The 18,622-nt window shown below is 43.1% G+C and carries 21 protein-coding genes; 8 read left to right on the top strand and 13 right to left on the bottom strand.

Features of this window, described 5'->3' with window-relative positions:
- Nucleotides 1-40: 40 nt before the first annotated feature.
- From JHD44_RS02330 to ccoN, 9 genes are all read right to left on the bottom strand, one after another.
- Nucleotides 41-709, bottom strand: coding sequence for a sulfite exporter TauE/SafE family protein (locus JHD44_RS02330; RefSeq protein ID WP_199460701.1), 669 nt, complete (start codon nt 707-709; stop codon nt 41-43).
- Nucleotides 706-864 (bottom strand): cbb3-type cytochrome oxidase assembly protein CcoS, encoded by a 159-nt coding sequence (gene ccoS, locus JHD44_RS02325; protein WP_199460699.1) that lies wholly within the window; start codon nt 862-864, stop codon nt 706-708. Before ccoS ends, JHD44_RS02330 begins: the two co-directional genes overlap by 4 nt.
- Nucleotides 865-874: 10 nt before the next feature.
- Nucleotides 875-3,253 (bottom strand): heavy metal translocating P-type ATPase, encoded by a 2,379-nt coding sequence (locus JHD44_RS02320; protein ID WP_199460697.1) that lies wholly within the window; start codon nt 3,251-3,253, stop codon nt 875-877.
- Complete coding sequence (locus JHD44_RS02315; RefSeq protein ID WP_199460696.1) at nt 3,250-3,735, bottom strand: FixH family protein; 486 nt, start codon at nt 3,733-3,735, stop codon at nt 3,250-3,252. Before JHD44_RS02315 ends, JHD44_RS02320 begins: the two co-directional genes overlap by 4 nt.
- A gap of 57 nt (nt 3,736-3,792) precedes the next feature.
- Nucleotides 3,793-5,202 (bottom strand): cytochrome c oxidase accessory protein CcoG, encoded by a 1,410-nt coding sequence (gene ccoG / locus JHD44_RS02310; protein WP_199460694.1) that lies wholly within the window; start codon nt 5,200-5,202, stop codon nt 3,793-3,795.
- Nucleotides 5,203-5,311: 109 nt separating this feature from the next.
- Complete coding sequence (gene ccoP / locus JHD44_RS02305) at nt 5,312-6,208, bottom strand: cytochrome-c oxidase, cbb3-type subunit III (protein ID WP_199460692.1); 897 nt, start codon at nt 6,206-6,208, stop codon at nt 5,312-5,314.
- Nucleotides 6,201-6,392, bottom strand: a complete 192-nt coding sequence (locus JHD44_RS02300) for a cbb3-type cytochrome oxidase subunit 3 (protein WP_199460690.1) — start codon at nt 6,390-6,392, stop codon at nt 6,201-6,203. The genes ccoP and JHD44_RS02300 overlap by 8 nt, the downstream gene beginning before the upstream one ends.
- Nucleotides 6,393-6,401: 9 nt before the next feature.
- On the bottom strand, nt 6,402-7,004 hold the full coding sequence (gene ccoO / locus JHD44_RS02295; protein WP_199460688.1) for a cytochrome-c oxidase, cbb3-type subunit II: 603 nt from the start codon (nt 7,002-7,004) through the stop codon (nt 6,402-6,404).
- Between the two features lie 11 nt (nt 7,005-7,015).
- Complete coding sequence (gene ccoN, locus JHD44_RS02290; RefSeq protein ID WP_199460686.1) at nt 7,016-8,458, bottom strand: cytochrome-c oxidase, cbb3-type subunit I; 1,443 nt, start codon at nt 8,456-8,458, stop codon at nt 7,016-7,018.
- Between the two features lie 193 nt (nt 8,459-8,651).
- On the opposite strand from ccoN, the gene JHD44_RS02285 reads away from it, so the two are divergent.
- Both JHD44_RS02285 and tusA read left to right on the top strand, forming a co-directional pair.
- The gene (locus tag JHD44_RS02285) at nt 8,652-9,281 is read left to right on the top strand and encodes an alpha/beta family hydrolase (RefSeq protein WP_199460684.1); all 630 of its coding nucleotides are present in this window, start codon (nt 8,652-8,654) and stop codon (nt 9,279-9,281) included.
- Between the two features lie 12 nt (nt 9,282-9,293).
- Nucleotides 9,294-9,527: a sulfurtransferase TusA gene (gene tusA / locus JHD44_RS02280; protein WP_199461024.1), complete on the top strand. Its 234-nt coding sequence runs from the start codon at nt 9,294-9,296 to the stop codon at nt 9,525-9,527.
- Nucleotides 9,528-9,551: 24 nt separating this feature from the next.
- Here tusA and JHD44_RS02275 read toward each other — a convergent pair whose 3' ends face one another.
- Together JHD44_RS02275 and JHD44_RS02270 are read right to left on the bottom strand one after the other, a co-directional pair.
- Nucleotides 9,552-10,145 carry a CBS domain-containing protein gene (locus JHD44_RS02275; protein ID WP_199460682.1) on the bottom strand — a complete coding sequence of 198 codons (594 nt, stop codon included), beginning with the start codon at nt 10,143-10,145 and terminating at the stop codon, nt 9,552-9,554.
- Nucleotides 10,146-10,188: 43 nt separating this feature from the next.
- Nucleotides 10,189-10,482 carry a hypothetical protein gene (locus JHD44_RS02270; RefSeq protein WP_199460680.1) on the bottom strand — a complete coding sequence of 98 codons (294 nt, stop codon included), beginning with the start codon at nt 10,480-10,482 and terminating at the stop codon, nt 10,189-10,191.
- Nucleotides 10,483-10,725: 243 nt separating this feature from the next.
- Here JHD44_RS02270 and JHD44_RS02265 point away from each other — a divergent pair, with 243 nt between their 5' ends.
- The 5 genes from JHD44_RS02265 (at nt 10,726) to JHD44_RS02245 (ending at nt 15,791) form a co-directional block, all read left to right on the top strand.
- A complete protein-coding gene (locus JHD44_RS02265) occupies nt 10,726-11,457 on the top strand; it encodes a DUF599 domain-containing protein (protein ID WP_199460678.1) in 732 nt (243 codons plus the stop codon).
- Nucleotides 11,447-12,148 carry an O-methyltransferase gene (locus tag JHD44_RS02260; protein WP_199460676.1) on the top strand — a complete coding sequence of 234 codons (702 nt, stop codon included), beginning with the start codon at nt 11,447-11,449 and terminating at the stop codon, nt 12,146-12,148. Before JHD44_RS02265 ends, JHD44_RS02260 begins: the two co-directional genes overlap by 11 nt.
- Before the next feature lie 98 nt (nt 12,149-12,246).
- On the top strand, nt 12,247-14,166 hold the full coding sequence (htpG, locus tag JHD44_RS02255) for a molecular chaperone HtpG (protein ID WP_199460674.1): 1,920 nt from the start codon (nt 12,247-12,249) through the stop codon (nt 14,164-14,166).
- A gap of 73 nt (nt 14,167-14,239) precedes the next feature.
- Nucleotides 14,240-15,079, top strand: a complete 840-nt coding sequence (locus tag JHD44_RS02250; RefSeq protein ID WP_199460671.1) for a DNA ligase — start codon at nt 14,240-14,242, stop codon at nt 15,077-15,079.
- Nucleotide 15,080: 1 nt separating this feature from the next.
- A complete protein-coding gene (locus JHD44_RS02245; RefSeq protein WP_199460669.1) occupies nt 15,081-15,791 on the top strand; it encodes an alpha/beta fold hydrolase in 711 nt (236 codons plus the stop codon).
- Here JHD44_RS02245 and JHD44_RS02240 read toward each other — a convergent pair.
- Nucleotides 15,767-16,078 (bottom strand): ArsR/SmtB family transcription factor, encoded by a 312-nt coding sequence (locus JHD44_RS02240; protein ID WP_199460667.1) that lies wholly within the window; start codon nt 16,076-16,078, stop codon nt 15,767-15,769. The two genes, JHD44_RS02245 and JHD44_RS02240, sit on opposite strands and share 25 nt — an antisense overlap.
- 180 nt (nt 16,079-16,258) lie before the next feature.
- On the bottom strand, nt 16,259-17,068 hold the full coding sequence (gene xthA, locus JHD44_RS02235) for an exodeoxyribonuclease III (RefSeq protein ID WP_199460665.1): 810 nt from the start codon (nt 17,066-17,068) through the stop codon (nt 16,259-16,261).
- Between the two features lie 170 nt (nt 17,069-17,238).
- Between xthA and gorA the strand changes: the two genes are divergently transcribed.
- Nucleotides 17,239-18,597, top strand: a complete 1,359-nt coding sequence (gorA, locus tag JHD44_RS02230) for a glutathione-disulfide reductase (RefSeq protein WP_199460663.1) — start codon at nt 17,239-17,241, stop codon at nt 18,595-18,597.
- Nucleotides 18,598-18,622: the final 25 nt, after the last annotated feature.

Genomic DNA, 18,622 nt, shown 5'->3' with positions numbered 1-18,622 from the left:
TCTATGTTTTTAGCTTGCTGATATAGATCAATTGTTGAGATTATCCAATTGAAGAAAGCAGATTTTTTACGATAGGAATACTGTAAGCGCCGTAGAGGATGATGCTGAGCCCAAAAATCCATTTTAGGTGATATCTATTCCATGCATTTTTAATTTGCTGGCTAAACATTCCGGCCAAAAACATGCTTGGCATTGTACCGATAACAAACCCTAAAATCGCTGCCATTGATAAGGTGACAGAGCCTAATGATACAGACCACAGGACGGTAGAGTAGACCAATCCGCAAGGTAGCCAGCCCCACAGCATTCCCGCTACAAATGCTTGCTTCGAAGATTGGATGGGTAGAAAAGATTTAGCAAGCGGTTGTACCCACTGCCAAATGAAGCGGCCACTTTTCTCTATCTTTAGGATAAGCTTTGATGCGCCACATATATACAACCCCATCAAAATCAGAATGATGCCTGCAATTGTGCGGAGAGGTTCCATGGCCTCAGTATAATATTCTGTCAGCCCAAAATATAAAGCGCTGGATATAATGACTGTAAAAGTTATGTATGAAAATCCACGGCCAATATTGTAGAAGATTAGCCAGCTAGGTTTACTGTTTCCACCCATTGATAGCATTGAAGCTAACCCGCCGCACATGCCTAAGCAATGACCTGCACCTGCCAACCCAATGACTAAACCACTAAAAAATATCGAGATCACTTCTTTGTATCCGTCTCGTCATCGTCAAAAAGGATACGTTCACCCTCGCGGTTTAAGTCATCAAATTGATCACCCTTGACCGCCCAAATAAAGATGATAACGGCAATGACAACAAAAATACCGGCAATAGGAATGAGTAAAAAAAGGCTTTCCATTATGTATTTCCTATAACGTATTTAGTCTTGAAGCATTCAAAACAACAATTAGAGAACTTAAAGCCATACCAATGGCTGCAACCCACGGAGGTATTAAACCTGCAACAGCTAACGGAAGTAATGTTGCGTTATAGCCAGCAGCCCAGCATAAATTTTGTTTGATGATTCTTCGACATTGTTTTGCCCCCTCGATAGCTTCTGGAATCGTTCTGAGATGATTGTTTAACAAAACAGCATCAGAGTGCAGTTTCGCTAAATCTGAACTCGCTCCCATCGCAAGAGATGTGGTTGCTCCAGCTAAAGCTGGGACATCGTTTAAGCCATCTCCCACCATAAGAACTTCTGTTTGTCCTTGTTGTTTTAACCATTGCCATTTTTGGTCAGGAAGACAATCCGTTTCATAGTCATCAAACCAAGATACAGGTAGCGTGCTCAAGGCAGAAGATCGAGTATCTCCTGTCAGTAGACTTAAGCGAATACCGTTTTTTCTGAGTGTCCTCAGCACTGACTCCGCTTCTGGTCTTAGAACATCTGATAAGTAGATGACTGAGATTAGTTGCTGCTCACATGCTAGAAAAAGTGCCAGCTTGCCATTCTCTACATGAAGTGCAGCATCTTGTTGGAGGCCTATTTTTGTCATTAAAGCCAAATTGCCAAAGAAAAATTCCTTACCATTGAAAAAACCAGAAACGCCAAGGCTAGTTATGTTCTGTATTTCTAGTACGGCGGCAGGTTGGATAGGTCGAAACGCTTGAGCAATAGGGTGTTGAGAGTTTTGTTCAAGCCCACTCATGATACTTAAAATAACATCAGCAGAATGCTCATTTGAAAAGTTCTTTTGATTAATAATGGAAAACTTACCTTGTGTGAGTGTTCCCGTTTTATCAAACACAATTTGTTTGGTTTGAGCGAGCGATTCTATAACATGGCCTCTTGTGATTAATAGGCCGTGGCGTTTCAATGTATTTGTCATCGCTGTTAATGCAACGGGGGTTGCAAGAGATAATGCACAGGGGCAGGTGACAACGAGTACGCTCACCATAATCCAATATGCTTCTGCTTCACCCATAACAGTCCAGAATCCATAAGTAATCGTTGCGGTGAGCAAAACAGCTAATACAAAGTAGTGGGCAACTGTATCAGCAATGATTGCAACCCGCGGCTTTTCACTCAAAGCGCGTTCAGTAATTCGTGAGATGGTTGCTGCTTGCGTGTTTTGCCCAACTTGTTTTACCCGTAATTGAATTTTCTGGTCAACGTTTACAGTCTGTGCATGTAAGGCATCGCCCTTGTTTTTTTCTACAGGGCTGTATTCACCTGTTAGGCTGGATTCATCGACATTCGTCAGTTCACTTAACAGGGTGCCATCAACCGGAATGGTTTGTCCGGGGTTGATGATTGCAATGTCACCTACGGCTAGCTTTTGTGTCGGAACTGTTGTTTCTATCCCATCACGAATAACTTTGACTGGTTCAAGGGAGTGCTTAGTTTGCTGACTATTCTGATTTGATCGCGCTAATGTTTCTAAAAATCGCCCTAAGAGTAAAAAGAAAATGAACATGGTTGCTGAATCAAAGTAAACATGTCCAGACTCTGTATAGAAAGCGAGAACACTGGAGCCATATGATAGTAAGACACCTAATGAGACCGGTAAGTCCATTGTGAAATGGCGTGTTTTAATATCTCTGATAGCGCCTTTATAGAAAGGCAGTCCAGCATAGATGACAACAGGGGTTGCAAAAAGGAAGCTGATCCAGCGTAACAAATGACGATAGGCGTCTTCCATGCCCTGAAGGTCACCGGCATACATTGCAATTGCGCTCATCATGACTTGCATCATGCCGACACCCGCTATTCCAAGTCTTATGATGGCTTTTTTACGCTCGTTTTTTTGGACAAGATCCTGCTCACCATGGCGGTGAGGCTGGGCACTGTAGCCTATTGTTTGAAATGCTTGGGCAAGGATATGTATATCCGTTTCATTAGAGTCCCAAGTCAATGAAGCTAAGGATTCACTCACGTTAACGCTAATACTGACGACACCAACTTGGTTTGCTAAATGCTTCTCGATTAACCAAGCACAAGCGGAGCAAGTTATGCCAGAAATGGAAAGTTGAATACTGTGCAGATTAGACTCTTGAAAAACATACTCGTTGTAAAGAGAAGGGTCTTTTAATAAATCAAAAATAGCGGATGAATCAGATGTTGCTCTTTTTGCAAGGTCCATCTCTCTACGCTCGTAATAGAGCGCTAAATCAGCTCCGCAGATATGCTCTGCTATAGCCTGACAGCCGTAACAACAAAATTCACGAGTCTCATTTTGAAGCTGACTATGAATATGAAGGTCTGTGGGGATTGGATCCCCACAGTGGAAACATAACTTATTCATAAATTGAAGTTTAGGTGGTCATGAATGTCACTGTTCACTCGGCCGTTAAGCTGCCAGCCGTTGGGTGATTCAAGATAAACGTTCCAAATACCGCTAAGAGGTTTCTCTAATTGAGCTCTATATTCATTGGGGCTCACCTTTTTGAGAATAATGCTAAAGTCTTTACTTGATAGTGCAGCATGGGCGAATAAAGCGGTGAGTTGTGGTGCTGTTGCATGTTCTGTGTTTAATAGCAGTTCCCCAGTCACATTGTCCATGCGCAAGTGGGCTTTGATTGCCAATGATTTTGCCGTTTCTCGTTTCGTAATAACTTGATTAATCGCTAAGCCTTCCTTGTAGTAATCATCTTTTACTAAATCGCTTGAAGAGTGAAGCGCAGCATAAATTTGAACAACCGCAACAAGAACAGATGACAATGGAATACTGATAATAAACCAAGGCCAAAATTGCTTATACCAAACCGGAGCAGCAGTAGACGACATACAGGTTCTCCAACCAAAAATAAGATAAGCGGTGATATTATCACCGCTTATAGTTAATTATTTTGATACAGGACCAATAAATCGACTTTCAGTTATCTTTTCTGCTTCATAATTTGGGTCTAAAGACTGGACTTTGAAGAAAATAGTATTTCTTTGCTCCGTTAGCGCTGTAGGTGGAACCTGGATAGAAAATGGCACTGATCGAACTTCGCCTGCATTGGCAGTGACGGTTTTCCTGCCTATCATAGTCATATTGTCCAACCCGCTGACAGAGATTTCGAATTTATGGCTGGTTTGGTCCATGTTGATCACTTTGATAGTGTATATATTCTCAATCATCCCGCTTGGCGTTTGATTAAATAGTTTATTTCGATCTCGAATAACATCTAGGCCAAGCGCCTCACGATCTCCTGCAAAATACATAAAGGCAGTGATGACGACTAGCATACATAGTGCGTAACCAACCACCTTTGGTCGCATTATATGTGAGTTTTCACCTTCTAAACGGCGTTCTGTTGTGTAGCTGACTAGGCCTCTGTCATAACCCATCTTATCCATAACTGAGTCACATGCATCCACACAAAGTGCACAGCCAATACATTGATACTGAAGACCGTCTCGAATGTCGATGCCAGCAGGGCAGACGTGTACACATAAGTTACAGTCAATGCAGTCACCTAAACCTTCGGCTTTTGGGTCGGCTGAGCGTTTACGAGGGCCACGGGATTCCCCTCGGTTATAGTCATATGAAATAACTAAGGTGTCCGGATCAAACATGACGGCCTGAAAGCGAGCATAAGGGCACATATATGTACATACTTGTTCCCTCATCCAGCCAGCAAACAAGTAAGTAGCTCCAGTAAAAAGCGCCACCCAAAAATATGCCCAAGGATGTGCGCTAAAGGTAAATAAATCAATTAGCAACTCACGGATAGGCGTGAAATATCCGACAAACGTTAAGCCTGTTAACCAGCCAAAAAGAACCCATAAAGAGTGTTTATTAAACTTCTTAATGAATTTGCTCTTAGACATAGGTGATTTGTCTAGCTTCATACGGGCGTTGCGAGAACCCTCAGTCTTCTCTTCAATCCACATGAAAACCATGGTCCAAACAGTTTGCGGGCATGTATACCCACACCAAACTCGACCAAAAAGAGTGGTGACAAAAAACAACCCAAAAGCACATATAATCAAAATCCACGCAAGCAAGAAAAAGTCTTGGGGGAAAAATGTTACGCCAAATATGTGGAATTGTCGGGCTGGTAGATCGAACAGAACGCCTTGACGGTCATGCCAGTTAATCCAAGGTGTTAGGAAATAACCAAGCATTAAAACCCAAAGAACACGGGTTCGAATCTTTTGAAAAAAACCTGAAACTGCACGAGTGTAAATCTTCTTGCGTTTCTCATATAAGTCAAACTCAACGACTTCCGGCTCGACTTGTTGGACAGGTATCTTCTCACTCATTGTGCTTTCCTTAACCTATGTAGGCTGCTTAAGTACTAGCTAATATTACAATTTTTGATAAAAAAAGGGTGCGCCTTTCGGTCACACCCTTTTGATACACATCAGAGATTTACTGATTTGATAGGCTGTAAACGTAGCCAGCAACAACGTGTGCTTTGTCTTTACCTAGAATGCCTTCCCATGCAGGCATCTGCCCGTTACGACCGTTACGTATAGTTTGCATGATTTGCTGCTCACTACCGCCGTAAAGCCAGATATTATCAGTTAAGTTCGGAGCGCCGAACAGGTGATTGCCCTTCGCCTCAGCGCCATGACAAGCAATACAGTTAGTATTGTATAGTTGTTGGCCTTGTTGAGCAGCTTGAGCATCTGACTCTCGGCCACTTAAGCTGAGTACATACTGAGAAACGTTGTGAATACCATCTTCTCCTAAGATGGCACCCCATGCAGGCATGGCTGCTATCCTACCATTAAGAATGGTTTGCGAGATTGCAGCGGCATCACCGCCATACAGCCAATCATTGTCTGTCAGGTTAGGGAAGCCGTAGCTGCCAGTTGCTGCAGAACCGTGACATTGAGCGCAGTTATTTGCAAACAAACGTTGACCGATTCGCATTGCCTGATCATTTTGCGCTAACTCTTCAATGGGTGTTTGAGAGAACTGCGCAAACATTGGGCCAAACTCAGCCTCAGCTTTAGCAACTTCACGATCGTAAGCGGACTCTTGAGACCAGCCTAATACGCCTTTGAAGTTCCCAAGACCTGGGTAAAGTGTTAAGTAGCCAAGCGCAAAAATGACGGTCAAGACAAACATCCAGTACCACCAACGTGGCAGGGGATTGTCGTACTCTTCAATGCCATCAAATTCATGCCCTACAGTTTGAGTAGTTTCTGAATTAAAGCGTTGCCCTTTACGAACAATGCTAAGTAGCACAAAACTACCTAGAATAGAGCCAAGCGAAATCACGATGATCCAGCCGCTCCAGAAAGACGTTAATTCATTCATTTGTATTCTTCTCCACGGATGACTTGCGCTGTACATCACTTACATCGTCATCGTCTGCAAAAGGCAAATTTGCGGCTTCTTCGAAGCCTTTTTTACGTCCTTTGCTAAACGTCCATGCGATAATTGCAATAAAAGCAACAAAGGCGATGGGGGTTGCAAGTGCTCTGAGCGTGTTAATGTCCATGTTTAGGCCCTATCGTTCTATCACTGTGCCCAGCTGCTGCAGGTAGGCAACAAGAGCATCAATTTCACGTTCACCGCGTACGTCAGTTTTTGCGTTGGCAATTTGCTCATCCGTGTAAGGGACGCCTACCATTCGTAAAGCTGACATTTTGTTGGCAGTGTCGTTTCCGTCGATTTTGTTCTCAAACAACCAAGGGAAGCCTGGCATATTAGACTCAGGTACGACATCACGAGGGTTATACAAATGGGCACGATGCCATTCGTCACTGTAACGTTGACCTACTCGTGCCAAATCAGGTCCAGTACGCTTAGATCCCCATAAGAATGGGTGATCATAGACGGACTCACCAGCAACACTGTACGGACCGTAACGTTCTGTCTCTGCACGGAAAGGGCGGATCATCTGAGTATGGCAGCTCAAGCAGCCTTCACGCTGGTAAATGTCTCGACCTTCTAGCTCTAGCGCAGTGAGAGGTCGTAGATTCTCAACTGGCTGAGTTGTTTGTTTCATAAAGAATAGAGGGATGATCTCAACCAAAGCGCCGAAGCTGATTGCTACGACGATAAGGATGATCATTAGCCCCATATTTTTTTCAATTACTTCATGGCGCATGTTTTAAACCCCTATGCTGCTTGAGTGTCGGCTTGGAAGTTTGCTGCTTCATTGCCTTTTGCCTGACGAACAGTCATCCAAGCGTTGTAAGACATTAGCAACATGCCAAGTAGGAAGATGGCGCCACCTAGGACACGTACAAACCAACCTGGGTAACTTGCGTCAACGGCTTCAACGAAACTGTATGTCAACGATCCATCATTATTGAAGGCACGCCACATTAGACCTTGCATGATACCGTTCACCCACATAGAAGCGATGTACAATACAGTACCAATAGTTGCTAACCAGAAGTGAACATTGATTAGACGGCTTGAATACATTTGACCAGGTTTCATGCCTAATACAGCAGGCAAAAGATGGTAAACAGAGCCAATACTAACCATTGCTACCCATCCCAGTGCACCAGCATGTACGTGACCTACAGTCCAGTCGGTGTAGTGAGATAAGGCGTTAACTGTCTTGATAGACATCATCGGGCCTTCGAAAGTCGACATACCGTAGAAAGATAGCGAGACGACTAGGAAACGAAGAATTGGGTCATGACGTAATTTGTGCCAAGCACCTGAAAGCGTCATTACACCGTTGATCATGCCACCCCAAGACGGTGCCAACAGGATCAAAGACATCACCATACCTAGACTTTGTGTCCAGTTAGGTAGAGCAGTGTAGTGAAGGTGGTGTGGACCTGCCCAAATGTATAATGAAATCAATGCCCAGAAGTGAACAATCGATAGGCGGTAAGAGAAAACAGGGCGTCCCGCTTGTTTTGGTACGAAGTAATACATCATCCCAAGGAAGCCTGCCGTTAGGAAGAAGCCCACAGCGTTGTGTCCGTACCACCACTGTACCATGGCATCTGCAGCGCCAGAGTAAACTGAATATGACTTCATTGCACTGACAGGTACTACTGCACTGTTACCTAGGTGAAGTACAGCAACAGTAATAATGAATGCACCATAGAACCAGTTGGCCACGTAAATGTGTTTCATCTTACGTTTGGCAACGGTACCAAAGAAGTTGATAGCGTAAGCCACCCAAACTAATGTAATCAGAATATCGATTGGCCACTCTAATTCTGCATACTCTTTGGTTTGTGTGTAACCAAGAGGTAGCGTTATTGCAGCGGCGACAATAATGATTTGCCAGCCCCAGAATGTGAAGCCAGATAATACGTCTGAAAATAACCTCGCCTGCGTCGTACGTTGCACGACATAGTAAGAGGTGGCAAATAATGCAGAACCACCAAATCCGAAGATGACTGCGTTAGTGTGTAGTGGGCGTAAACGTCCAAAATGTAGGTAAGGTATGTTAGCAAGTAGGTCTGGCCATACCAATTGTGACGCAATCAATACGCCGATAGCCATGCCTACTACGCCCCATACCACCGTCATAATGGTGAATGCGCGCACCACTCGATAGTTGTATGTTGGGTGATCAAAAGCTGTGCTCATAGTTTCTTCCACAAACCACGTTGAGTGATAGACCTTATTAAAAGACAATACTGTTTTCTTGAGCGGAGGGCTGGGTGCTGCGATGCAAGATGACGTAGCAGTTGGGCCTTCCTTATCAATCCAACAGCGGTAAACTAGCGAAATTGATTCTAAGTCTTTTCACATTTCAAATAACAGGAGCCTAGTTTGCTTTGTGGGCATTCCTTGTCACAGAGCAACGTTTTCAGTCGATATGTCCAATGTTTATTTATTACATGGCGCAGGTGCGGGTCATGAGAGCGTCTTTTTACAAGCTTTTAAACACGAGTTAGAAGTCCTTTTAAATGCTACGGTAACTCCTATTACATTGAGTTATATGAAGGAGATTGAAAAAACAGGAAAGAAGCGACCGCCGCCTCGTTTACCTAAATTAGTGACGGAAGTAGGGGAGAGTATTGATGCACAGGCCCCGGTGGTATTGATTGGTAAATCCATGGGAGGTCGTATCATTGCAGAGCTTTGTCAAACGCATGATGTAAAGGTCTGTGTCGCCTTGGGTTTTCCATTTTACCCAGCGAAGAAAGAAGATAAGCACCGGCTAGAAAACCTTCAGAATTCTAATGGTGTGCCTTACTTGGTGTGTCAAGGTACACGCGATAGTCTAGGGGCCGTTGAGTGGGTTACAAACCAAGTGTTACCTAGCAATGTAAAATTACATTGGATTGAAGGTGCGGATCACGATTTTCATGTATTAAAGCGTTATAATCGGTCGCAAGTGTTAGTAATTAAAGAATTGGCAAAGGTTTCGGCAGACTTTATTGCAAACCATGAGACTAATTCATAAGGAGTTACAGTGATTGAACACCAACAAGAGTTGGACACCCAAGGGTTATATTGCCCTGAGCCAGTGATGATGCTGCATGGCGTTGTTAGAAAAATGAAGCCTGGTGAAGTGGTAAAGATTACCGCTACTGACCCGTCAACAGAACGAGATATTCCTAAGTTTTGTAATTTTCTCGGGCATCCTCTTCTAAAAGCTGAGCAAGATGGCGAGCTGTATTTTTATTGGGTACAAAAAAAGGCCAGCTGAAAATAGCTGGCCTTTTAATATCTACTAAGCTACGCGTAGACGTTTACTGTCTGCATATTCATGTTCCAAAATGTCATTCAGTTTCGCAAAACTGGTTGAAGTCGAAACATCAATGTTTAGTTGTAACTGGCGAACGATGTCATTAGCAGATACTAAACCACGAATTGACATATCAGATTCATCTACGACCAACAGGTGTTGGTAGTGATTGTTTTTCTGACTAAAAATCAAAGACTCAATATCGCTATTACTTAATGATTTATAAGACACTGCCAAAAGCTCTTCTTTAGGGCGCATCAAATCAATCGTTAGTAGTTCACTACGTACATACCCTTCGGCTACACGTTTGACAAACGCTTCGTCAGATAGGTCTTCTAAACTTACCACACCTAAGAAGTGATTCTGGCTATCGACCACAAGCTTCATTCTGACATGCTCTTTTTTCATAATGTCAGCTAAGATATCTGCTCGTACCGTAGGCTCAATGAGACGCGGGCTAACGGTTTTAAAATCCGTTAAAACACGAAGAGCTGAAGTGTATAGGCCAACGTTTTCTTCAATATTTGGCCAAGTAAGTTCGTTAATGTCTTTTGTTGTTGCGTAAGTAAGAGTTTTCATGAGATTTCACCTTGTTCGTATTAAAAAAAGAATGTTCTGTGTGCTACGACAAGATGGGTGGCGCTCTACAATAAACAAAACGATTTAGATCGACTTCTGCAAAGCAGTTATGTTGAGGAATGATGTATAAGGTGACGTCATTGACAGGAACTTGTTCCTTGGATGTCAATGCATGGTCAATATCAGGAGCAACTTCTGCTGAAGGAAGTTCGTACGAACTCTCAATCAAATCACCTTTGATTTTTCCGAAAGCAAGACCATCACTAGAAGCCTTAACGGTGATGCTGAAAAGCATTACCAAAGGTATCAGTAGTAAGGTCATATACAAACGGAACATAACAGCGTTCTCCAAAATCTCTATGTTCTCAGCATAGCTTGATTCATTAAAAAATGACAATGGTCAATTTTTACTTTGCTCGATTGATCAAATTTATTTCACTATCTGTTTGGAATGTTTTAGAAGTAGCCTTTTTTGTTCAAAAAAATAACAAAAAAGTCATGTCTTTAGGCTGGTTTTAGTGTTTATTCAGATATAATGGCGGTACCACCCCATCACACGATAAGGCTTAATCTAAGCATCATGGAACCGCATTCACTTGCTCAGTTGTTTGAACCGATCAATATCATTACTTTAATTATTTTTTTTGGTTGCTGGTGGGGGTATGCATTTTATGCACTCTACAACTCCAAGCGCCGAACCTGCTTGGTAAGTGTGCTGCATCAATTCCGTCTAGCTTGGATGTCCCGTCTGTTGAGACGAGATAACCGTATCGCTGATGCCTCGGTTATGGCTAACCTTGAACGCAGTAGTTTGTTCTTCGCTTCCAGTAGTTTGCTAATCATCGCTGGCCTTTTCACCGCCTTTAGCTATTCAGAACAGGCCATGGGCATTATTAATGACTTTTATTTTCTGGAGCCCATGAGTCAAACGGAGTGGGAGCTGAAAATCATCGTTTTGGTTCTTATTTTCGTTTATGCGTTTTTCACGTTCACTTGGTCTGTACGTCAGTACAACTTCTGTTCAGTGTTAGTAGGTAGTGCGCCATTGGCAACCGAACGAGGCATTGAAGAGAGTGAGCGTGAGTTGTATGCCATGCACATGGCAAAGGTCTGTAGCTTAGCTGCTAACCAATTTAACTATGGTCTGAGAGCATATTATTTTGCTATGGCTTTTTCTGCTTGGTTCTTAGGGCCTTATTTTTGTATGGCCACGAGCTTAATGGTTGTTGCAGTTCTTTATCGCCGAGAGTTTCGCTCTAAAACATTTAAAACACTAAGTCGTGGACTTGTTATTAAATCCCATGCTTCCTAATTTCCCAAAACAAGTGTCAGATGATAATCCACCAGTTAACCGTACGGTGAAGGTGGATGATCGTTTATACAGTTATTTGATCAACCACTCTGTTAATGAGCACCCTGTGCTTGAAGCCTTACGCCGTGAGACGGCTCAATATCATATGGCACGTATGGCGCTTTCTCCTGAAGTCGGGCAGTTTTTAGGCCTACTCATTGCGATGCAGAACCCTAAAAAGGTTTTGGAGGTTGGTGTATTCACGGGCTACAGTACTATTTCGATGGGCCTAAAACTTGCGAAAGATGCGAAACTACTGGCCTTTGATAAAAAACAAATGTGGCTCGATATCGCTAATAAGCACATCGAGATGGCTGGTCTTTCTGAACGAGTAGAAACTCGCTGCTGCGACGCAAAAGCGTCCATGGAAGAATTGTTAACAGACCAAAAGGGGACTTTTGACTTTATCTTTGTTGATGCCGACAAAGCCAATCTACTGGCTTACTACGACATAGGGAAACAGTTGTTATGCCAAGGTGGTTGTATGGTGATTGATAATACCCTGTGGTGGGGCAATGTGGCGGACGAGGCCTTTGATGACAAAGATACGCGCATCGTACGTGAATTAAATGACCGCGTTCATCAAGACCAAGAAGTCGATTCTAGCCTGCTCCCGATTGGCGATGGTTTTACAATTATTCATAAACGCTAATTTTTGCCTTGAATTATTTTTCCATGCCTCCATATCGTTAAACATCATAAAGTTAAGCGCGTTTGCGCGTGTGTTGTAACGAAGGAGCATGGAGAAACATGACAACTGAAACTCAAAAAGAAACCTTAGGATTTCAAACTGAAGTAAAACAACTGCTTCATTTAATGATCCACTCTTTGTATTCAAACAAAGAAATCTTTCTGCGCGAGTTGATCTCTAACGCATCAGACGCTGTAGACAAATTACGTTTTGAGGCAGTATCTAACGCAGATCTATTGTCTGACGATCCAAATCTACGTGTACGCATTGGCTTTGATGCGGATGCCGGCACGATTACTATCGATGACAACGGTATCGGTATGAATCGCGATGAAGCGATCTCAAACCTAGGTACCATTGCAAAGTCAGGCACCGCTCAGTTCCTTGAGCAGCTAAGTGGTGATCAGAAGAAAGATAGCCAATTGATTGGTCAGTTTGGTGTAGGTTTCTACTCTGCGTTTATCGTAGCCGACAAAGTTACCGTTGAAACACGTCGTGCTGGCAGCGAAGAAGCAATTCGTTGGGAGTCAGAAGGCACCGGCGAATTCACAATCGAAGCGATCGATAAAGCTTCTCGTGGTACAAGCATTACTCTACATCTTAAAGAAGATGGTAGAGAGTTTGCAGATAATTGGCGTTTGCGTTCACTGGTATCAAAATACTCAGACCACATTTCCATTCCAGTTGAAATGCTTAAAGTACCAATGCCTGAGTACGATGAAGAGGGCAATGTCAAAGAAACAAGTGAGACGGAACCAACTTGGGAAGCGGTTAACTCAGCCAAAGCACTTTGGACGCGTCCTCGCAACGAAGTAAGTGACGAAGAATACAAAGAATTCTACAAGCATGTGTCTCATGATTTCCAAGAGCCACTAAAATGGTCGCACAACAAGGTTGAAGGTAAGCTTGAATACACAAGCCTACTGTACATTCCAGCCAAAGCGCCGCAAGATCTTTGGAACCGCGATATGTTGCGTGGCTTGAAGCTATACGTACAGCGCGTATTTATTATGGACGATGCGGAAGCCTTCCTCCCTCCATACATGCGTTTCGTAAAAGGTGTGATCGACTCAAATGATCTGTCTTTGAACGTTTCCCGTGAGATTCTTCAAAACGATAACGCAGTTGATTCGATGCGTTCTGCACTGACGAAACGTGTGCTAGACATGCTTTCGAAAATGGCGAAAAATGATGCGGAAACTTACCAGAAGTTCTGGGATGAGTTTGGTAACGTGCTTAAAGAAGGTCCAGCAGATGATTTTGGTAACAAAGATAAGATTGCTGAACTATTACGCTTTAGTACAACGCATACAGACAATGCCGCGCAAACTGAGTCTCTGAAAGACTACGTTGAGCGCATGGCAGAAGACCAAGACAAGATCTACTACATCTACGCTGAAAACCATAATACAGCGAAAAATAGCCCGCACTTAGAAGTGTTGCGTAAAAAAGGCTATGAAGTGTTGCTGCTAAGTGATCGCATCGATGAATGGATGATGTCGTCACTGCGTGAGTTTGATGGTAAGTCTTTCCAAGACGTCACCAAAGGCAAATTAGACATCGAAGTAGAAGAATCTGAAGAGCAGAAGAAAGAGAAAGAGCAAAAGGCTGAGCAAATGAAGCCATTGCTTGATCGTATGAAGTCTGTTCTTGAGGAAAAAGTGACTTCAGTGAACAGCACAGACCGTTTAACAAACTCGCCAGCATGTCTAGTGGTCGGGGAGTTTGATATGGGTCTACAGATGCGTCGTTTGTTGGAGCAAGCAGGTCAACAACTGCCAGAATCTAAGCCATCATTAGAAGTGAACCCTGATCACCCAATCGTTCAGAAGATGGATGCAGAGGCAGATGAAGATCGCTTTGCAGATATGGCTTGGCTTCTATACGAACAAGCAACATTAGCAGAAGGCGGTCAATTGGATGACCCAGCGACGTTTGTTTCTCGTATGAATAAACTGATCGTTCAGATGTCGAACTAATCAGATCTGTTCAGAAAGCCCAAGCCTAACGCTTGGGCTTTTTTATGGCACGATAAAAAGACAAGGAGGTCTTATGAAATGGTGTGTCGCTACTTGGTTATTTGCGTTTATTACGTTGGCTAATGCTCAGGAAGTGCAGCTGGCAACCCGATATGATGGTGAGGATGTACAAAACTATCTTGTGAGTGAAAAACTGGATGGTATACGGGGCATCTGGGATGGCGAAGTTTTACGAACTCGTCAAGGGCAACAGCTTAATCCACCCGATTGGTTTGTGTCAGGTTGGCCAAAAGTGTGGTTAGACGGTGAATTGTGGGCGGGAAGAAATCAATTCGGTGCAGTTCAAAATACAGTGCTAGATGCTATTCCCAATCATGAGCAATGGCGAAAGATCCGCTACATGGTGTTTGATGCGCCAGATAATGTTTCAACGTTTGAGCAAAGGGTAAAACGTTATCAAGCATTGGTGAGCGATTCAGAGAGCGCTTATATTCAAGCAGTCGATCAATTCACTGTTGATTCAGCTGAGCAACTCTACGACCAGTTGGACACGATGGTGTCGCTAGGGGCTGAAGGTCTTATGTTGCATAGGAAAACAGCGCTTTTTCGTTCAGGGCGATCTGATGCACTGTTGAAAGTGAAAAAGTACCAAGATGCAGAAGCCAAAGTGGTTGACCATGTGCCGGGGCAGGGGAAATATTCTGGTCAGCTCGGTGCGCTGATGGTCGAATTAGCCGATGGTAAACGTTTTAAGATTGGTACTGGATTTTCAGATCAAGACCGTGCGCAGCCGCCGCTAATTGGCTCATTTATTACTTTTCGTTACCAAGGTCTTACTTCTAAAGGTTTACCTCGTTTTGCGAGTTACCAGAGAGTAAGGCAGGGTCCTTTTGAGTTTAGAGTTCCACAATGATATGACTGAAGTTTACTGTTTACCAGGAACCATGTGTGATGGACGGCTTTGGCAATTTATTAAGCCGTTTTTACCCCAAAACATAAAATTACATGATGTCGAATTGCCTATTGAAGGTGACCTAGATGAATTGGTCGATAGTCTGATAGCTAGGCTTCCAAAGGAAGCTTCTCATTATATTGGATTTTCACTAGGTGGCTATTTGCTAACTGAAATAGCGAGAAAGAGGCCCGATATGTTGAAGTCTGCGGTATTGATTTCAAATGTCGGTACTAAGTTGCCTGAAGCTGAAAAAATACAGCGACAGCAAGCTTTGGAGTGGGTGTTAAAAGCAGGCTATCGCGGCATTCCTAGCAAAAAGGCACGACAAATGTTATCACCTGAACACCAAAGCTGCTCTGAACTGATACAAATTATTTCTGAAATGGACAAGGCTTTAGGGCAGGAGGCTTTCGTAGCTCAACTTCAGGCGACATTGGATAGGCGTGATAATCTTGATTCTATTCAATCTTCCAGAGTGGAATGGTTGGTCTTGGCTGGTTTATCAGATCAGTTTTTATCGCCTGGAAGGTTGAAAGAGTTGAGTAATCTAACAAATGTCCAAGTGAATGTGGTGGCTCAAAGCGGGCATATGCTCCCGCTTGAGCAACCCAGCTGGCTTGCTAGCAAACTCAGTAAATTTTACGGTCATTCTGCACAAAACAAGTCATGAAGAGTTTGTATTAATTGTTTAACTCGAGGGTCAGCAATTGAGTAAAAGATGGTTTGCGAGTCTCGTCGGGTTGCGACTAAACCGTCTTTTCTTAATACTGCTAAGTGTTGTGATAATGCTGATTGACTCAACAGTACGCGCTCATTCAACGCTCCAACAGATAATTCATCCTGTAGTAAGTTACATAGGATAATAAGTCTGTTTTCATTGCTCAGCGCTTTTAAAAAGCCTGATGCTTCACTGGCGCGTTCGAGCATACTTTTAATAGCTAGTTCTGATTGTGTCATGGTGTATTTTCGTTATGTATTTATAAAAATTAATGCGAATGAGTCTTGCTTTTATAGCAAATCCTCATTGTGAAATAAACAATCCACATTCATTGTGGATAAAACTGGGGGTAGTCTACGTACAAGCAGTAGGATAGCGTCTTATCCCTCAGTCTAATGCAGCTGATTAAAAAAGCATCATCAAATATTAAAATCTGCCCATATAGGAGCGTGATCGGATGGCTTTTCCTGGCTCCGTATGTGGTAATCAATTCCCGTTGTTAAAAGACGCTTTATCAATGGCTCTGTTGCCAGAACACCATCAATGCGAAGGCCCCTCTTTGGTGAATCATCAAAACCTTTTGAGCGATAGTCAAACCAGCTAAATAATGAATTATCTGTTGGGTTATGGTAACGATAAGTGTCAATTAATCCCCAATTTAGTAGCTTATCAAACCACTCTCGTTCTTCCGGCAAAAAGCTACATTTTCCCGTTCTTAACCAGCGTTTAGCATTTTGTTCGCCAATACCAATATCATTATCTTGTGCTGAAATATTAAAGTCCCCCATGACAACGATCTGTTCATCTGCAGTGTGTTGCTCCAGATAATTCATCAGGTCTTGGTAGAACTTTCGCTTCGCAGGGAACTTCGTCTCGTGATCTCTATTTTCACCCTGAGGGAAATAGCCATTGATCACTTTTAAAGGCCCAGACTCAGTATCGAACGTGGCGATGATCATACGGCGTTGAGCTTCTTCATCATCAGTAGGGAATCCATATTCCACTTTTGTTGCAGGCTGCTTACTAAAAATAGCAACGCCATAATGTGACTTTTGTCCAAAGTGATAAGCGTGGTACCCAACTGATTCAGGAATTTCGTGTGGAAATGCTTCATCATGAACTTTGATTTCTTGTAAACCAATGATGTCAGGCTGTTGTGTAGCAACTAATTCCTCTATTTGATGAGGCCGTGCACGCAATCCATTTATATTGAAGGATACTACTTTCATTTTTAAGGCAATCCAGACCAAGCTATTAATTTTTTGAATAGTTACAGATTAAAGTCGTATTGACAATATTAACTTTTTGGAACTAGTGGCGCTCTTGTTGCCCAACTATTGAAATTGGTGGCATTCAGCCCAACTTAACCAATATACATTACTTTACAAAGGTATTAACAATGGAATATCAATATGACCTATTTGTCATCGGTGCTGGTTCAGGCGGTGTGCGTGCCAGTCGAGTTGCTGCCTCAAAAGGGTTTAAAGTGGGCGTTGCTGAATCCCAAGCCTTAGGTGGAACTTGTGTCAATATAGGCTGTGTTCCCAAAAAACTGTTTGTCTATGGTTCGGAATTTAGTCACGTTACAGAGCAGGCAAAAGGTTATGGTTGGAGTTTTGAGAAGCCTGCTTTCGATTGGGCAACCTTACGCGATAACAAAACCAAAGAGATCGAGCGCCTGAACGGAATTTATAAAAATTTGTTAGAAAATCCTGGTGTAACGATTCATCAAGGTTATGGTGAGCTAGTCGATGCGCATACCGTCAAAGTTGGAGATGAGCTGATAACGGCTGAACGAATTTTGATTGCTGTTGGCGCGAAACCATTTGTGCCAGAGTTCTCTGGCAATGACCTTGTTCTTGTCTCCGATGACATGTTTTTCCTAGAAAAACTGCCAAAGTCCATTTTAGTGGTGGGCGGCGGCTATATTGCGGTTGAGTTTGCTGGTATCTGTAATGGTTTAGGTGTCGAAACAACGCTGATGTACCGTGGTGACAAATTGTTGCGTGGTTTCGATGAAGATGTTCGTAATTTCGCTTCAAATGAATACACTCGAGCAGGTGTGAATGTCGAATTAAACAGCGATGTTGAAAAGATTGAAGCTAAAGATGGCCAGAAACAAGTAACTCTAAAAGACGGCCGTGTCCTGATGTTCGATGAAGTCTTGTATGCAACAGGACGTGTTCCTAATACAAGCTCGTTAAACTTAGACGCAGTGGGGATAGAAACAGCTAAAAATGGTGCCATCATTGTCAATGATCGTTACCAAAGCTCGGTGGATTCTGTGTATGCCATTGGTGATGTAACGGATCGAGTTCAACTTACCCCTGTTGCGATTAAAGAAGCGATGGCGCTGATTGGGTATTGGTTTGATGGGATTGAGCCCAATTTTGATTACGATAATATCCCGACGGCAGTGTTCTCGCAGCCACCGATTGGCACTGTTGGTTTATCTGAACAAGAAGCGGATAAAAGGGGCCATGAAATTGATGTATACCAGACGGATTTTCGTGCAATGAAGCACACGCTTTCGGGCGCTCAAGAGCGCAGCTTTATGAAGCTAGTAGTTGATCGCAGCACGGATAAGGTTCTAGGGGCGCATATGGTCGGTGATTATGCGGGCGAAATCATTCAAGGTTTGGGCATTGCTATTAAGGCAGGGGCAACCAAAGCGCATTTTGATAGCACCGTTGGCGTTCATCCTACCAGCGCAGAAGAGTTTGTCACCTTTTCGGCTGGGTCGTTGAAAAAACGATAAGTACAACATAAAGTCTATAAGCCGC

Source organism: Marinomonas ostreistagni (assembly GCF_016461785.1).
GTDB classification, from domain to species: Bacteria; Pseudomonadota; Gammaproteobacteria; order Pseudomonadales; family Marinomonadaceae; genus Marinomonas; species Marinomonas ostreistagni_A.
This window is presented reverse-complemented; position numbering and strand designations above follow the sequence as displayed.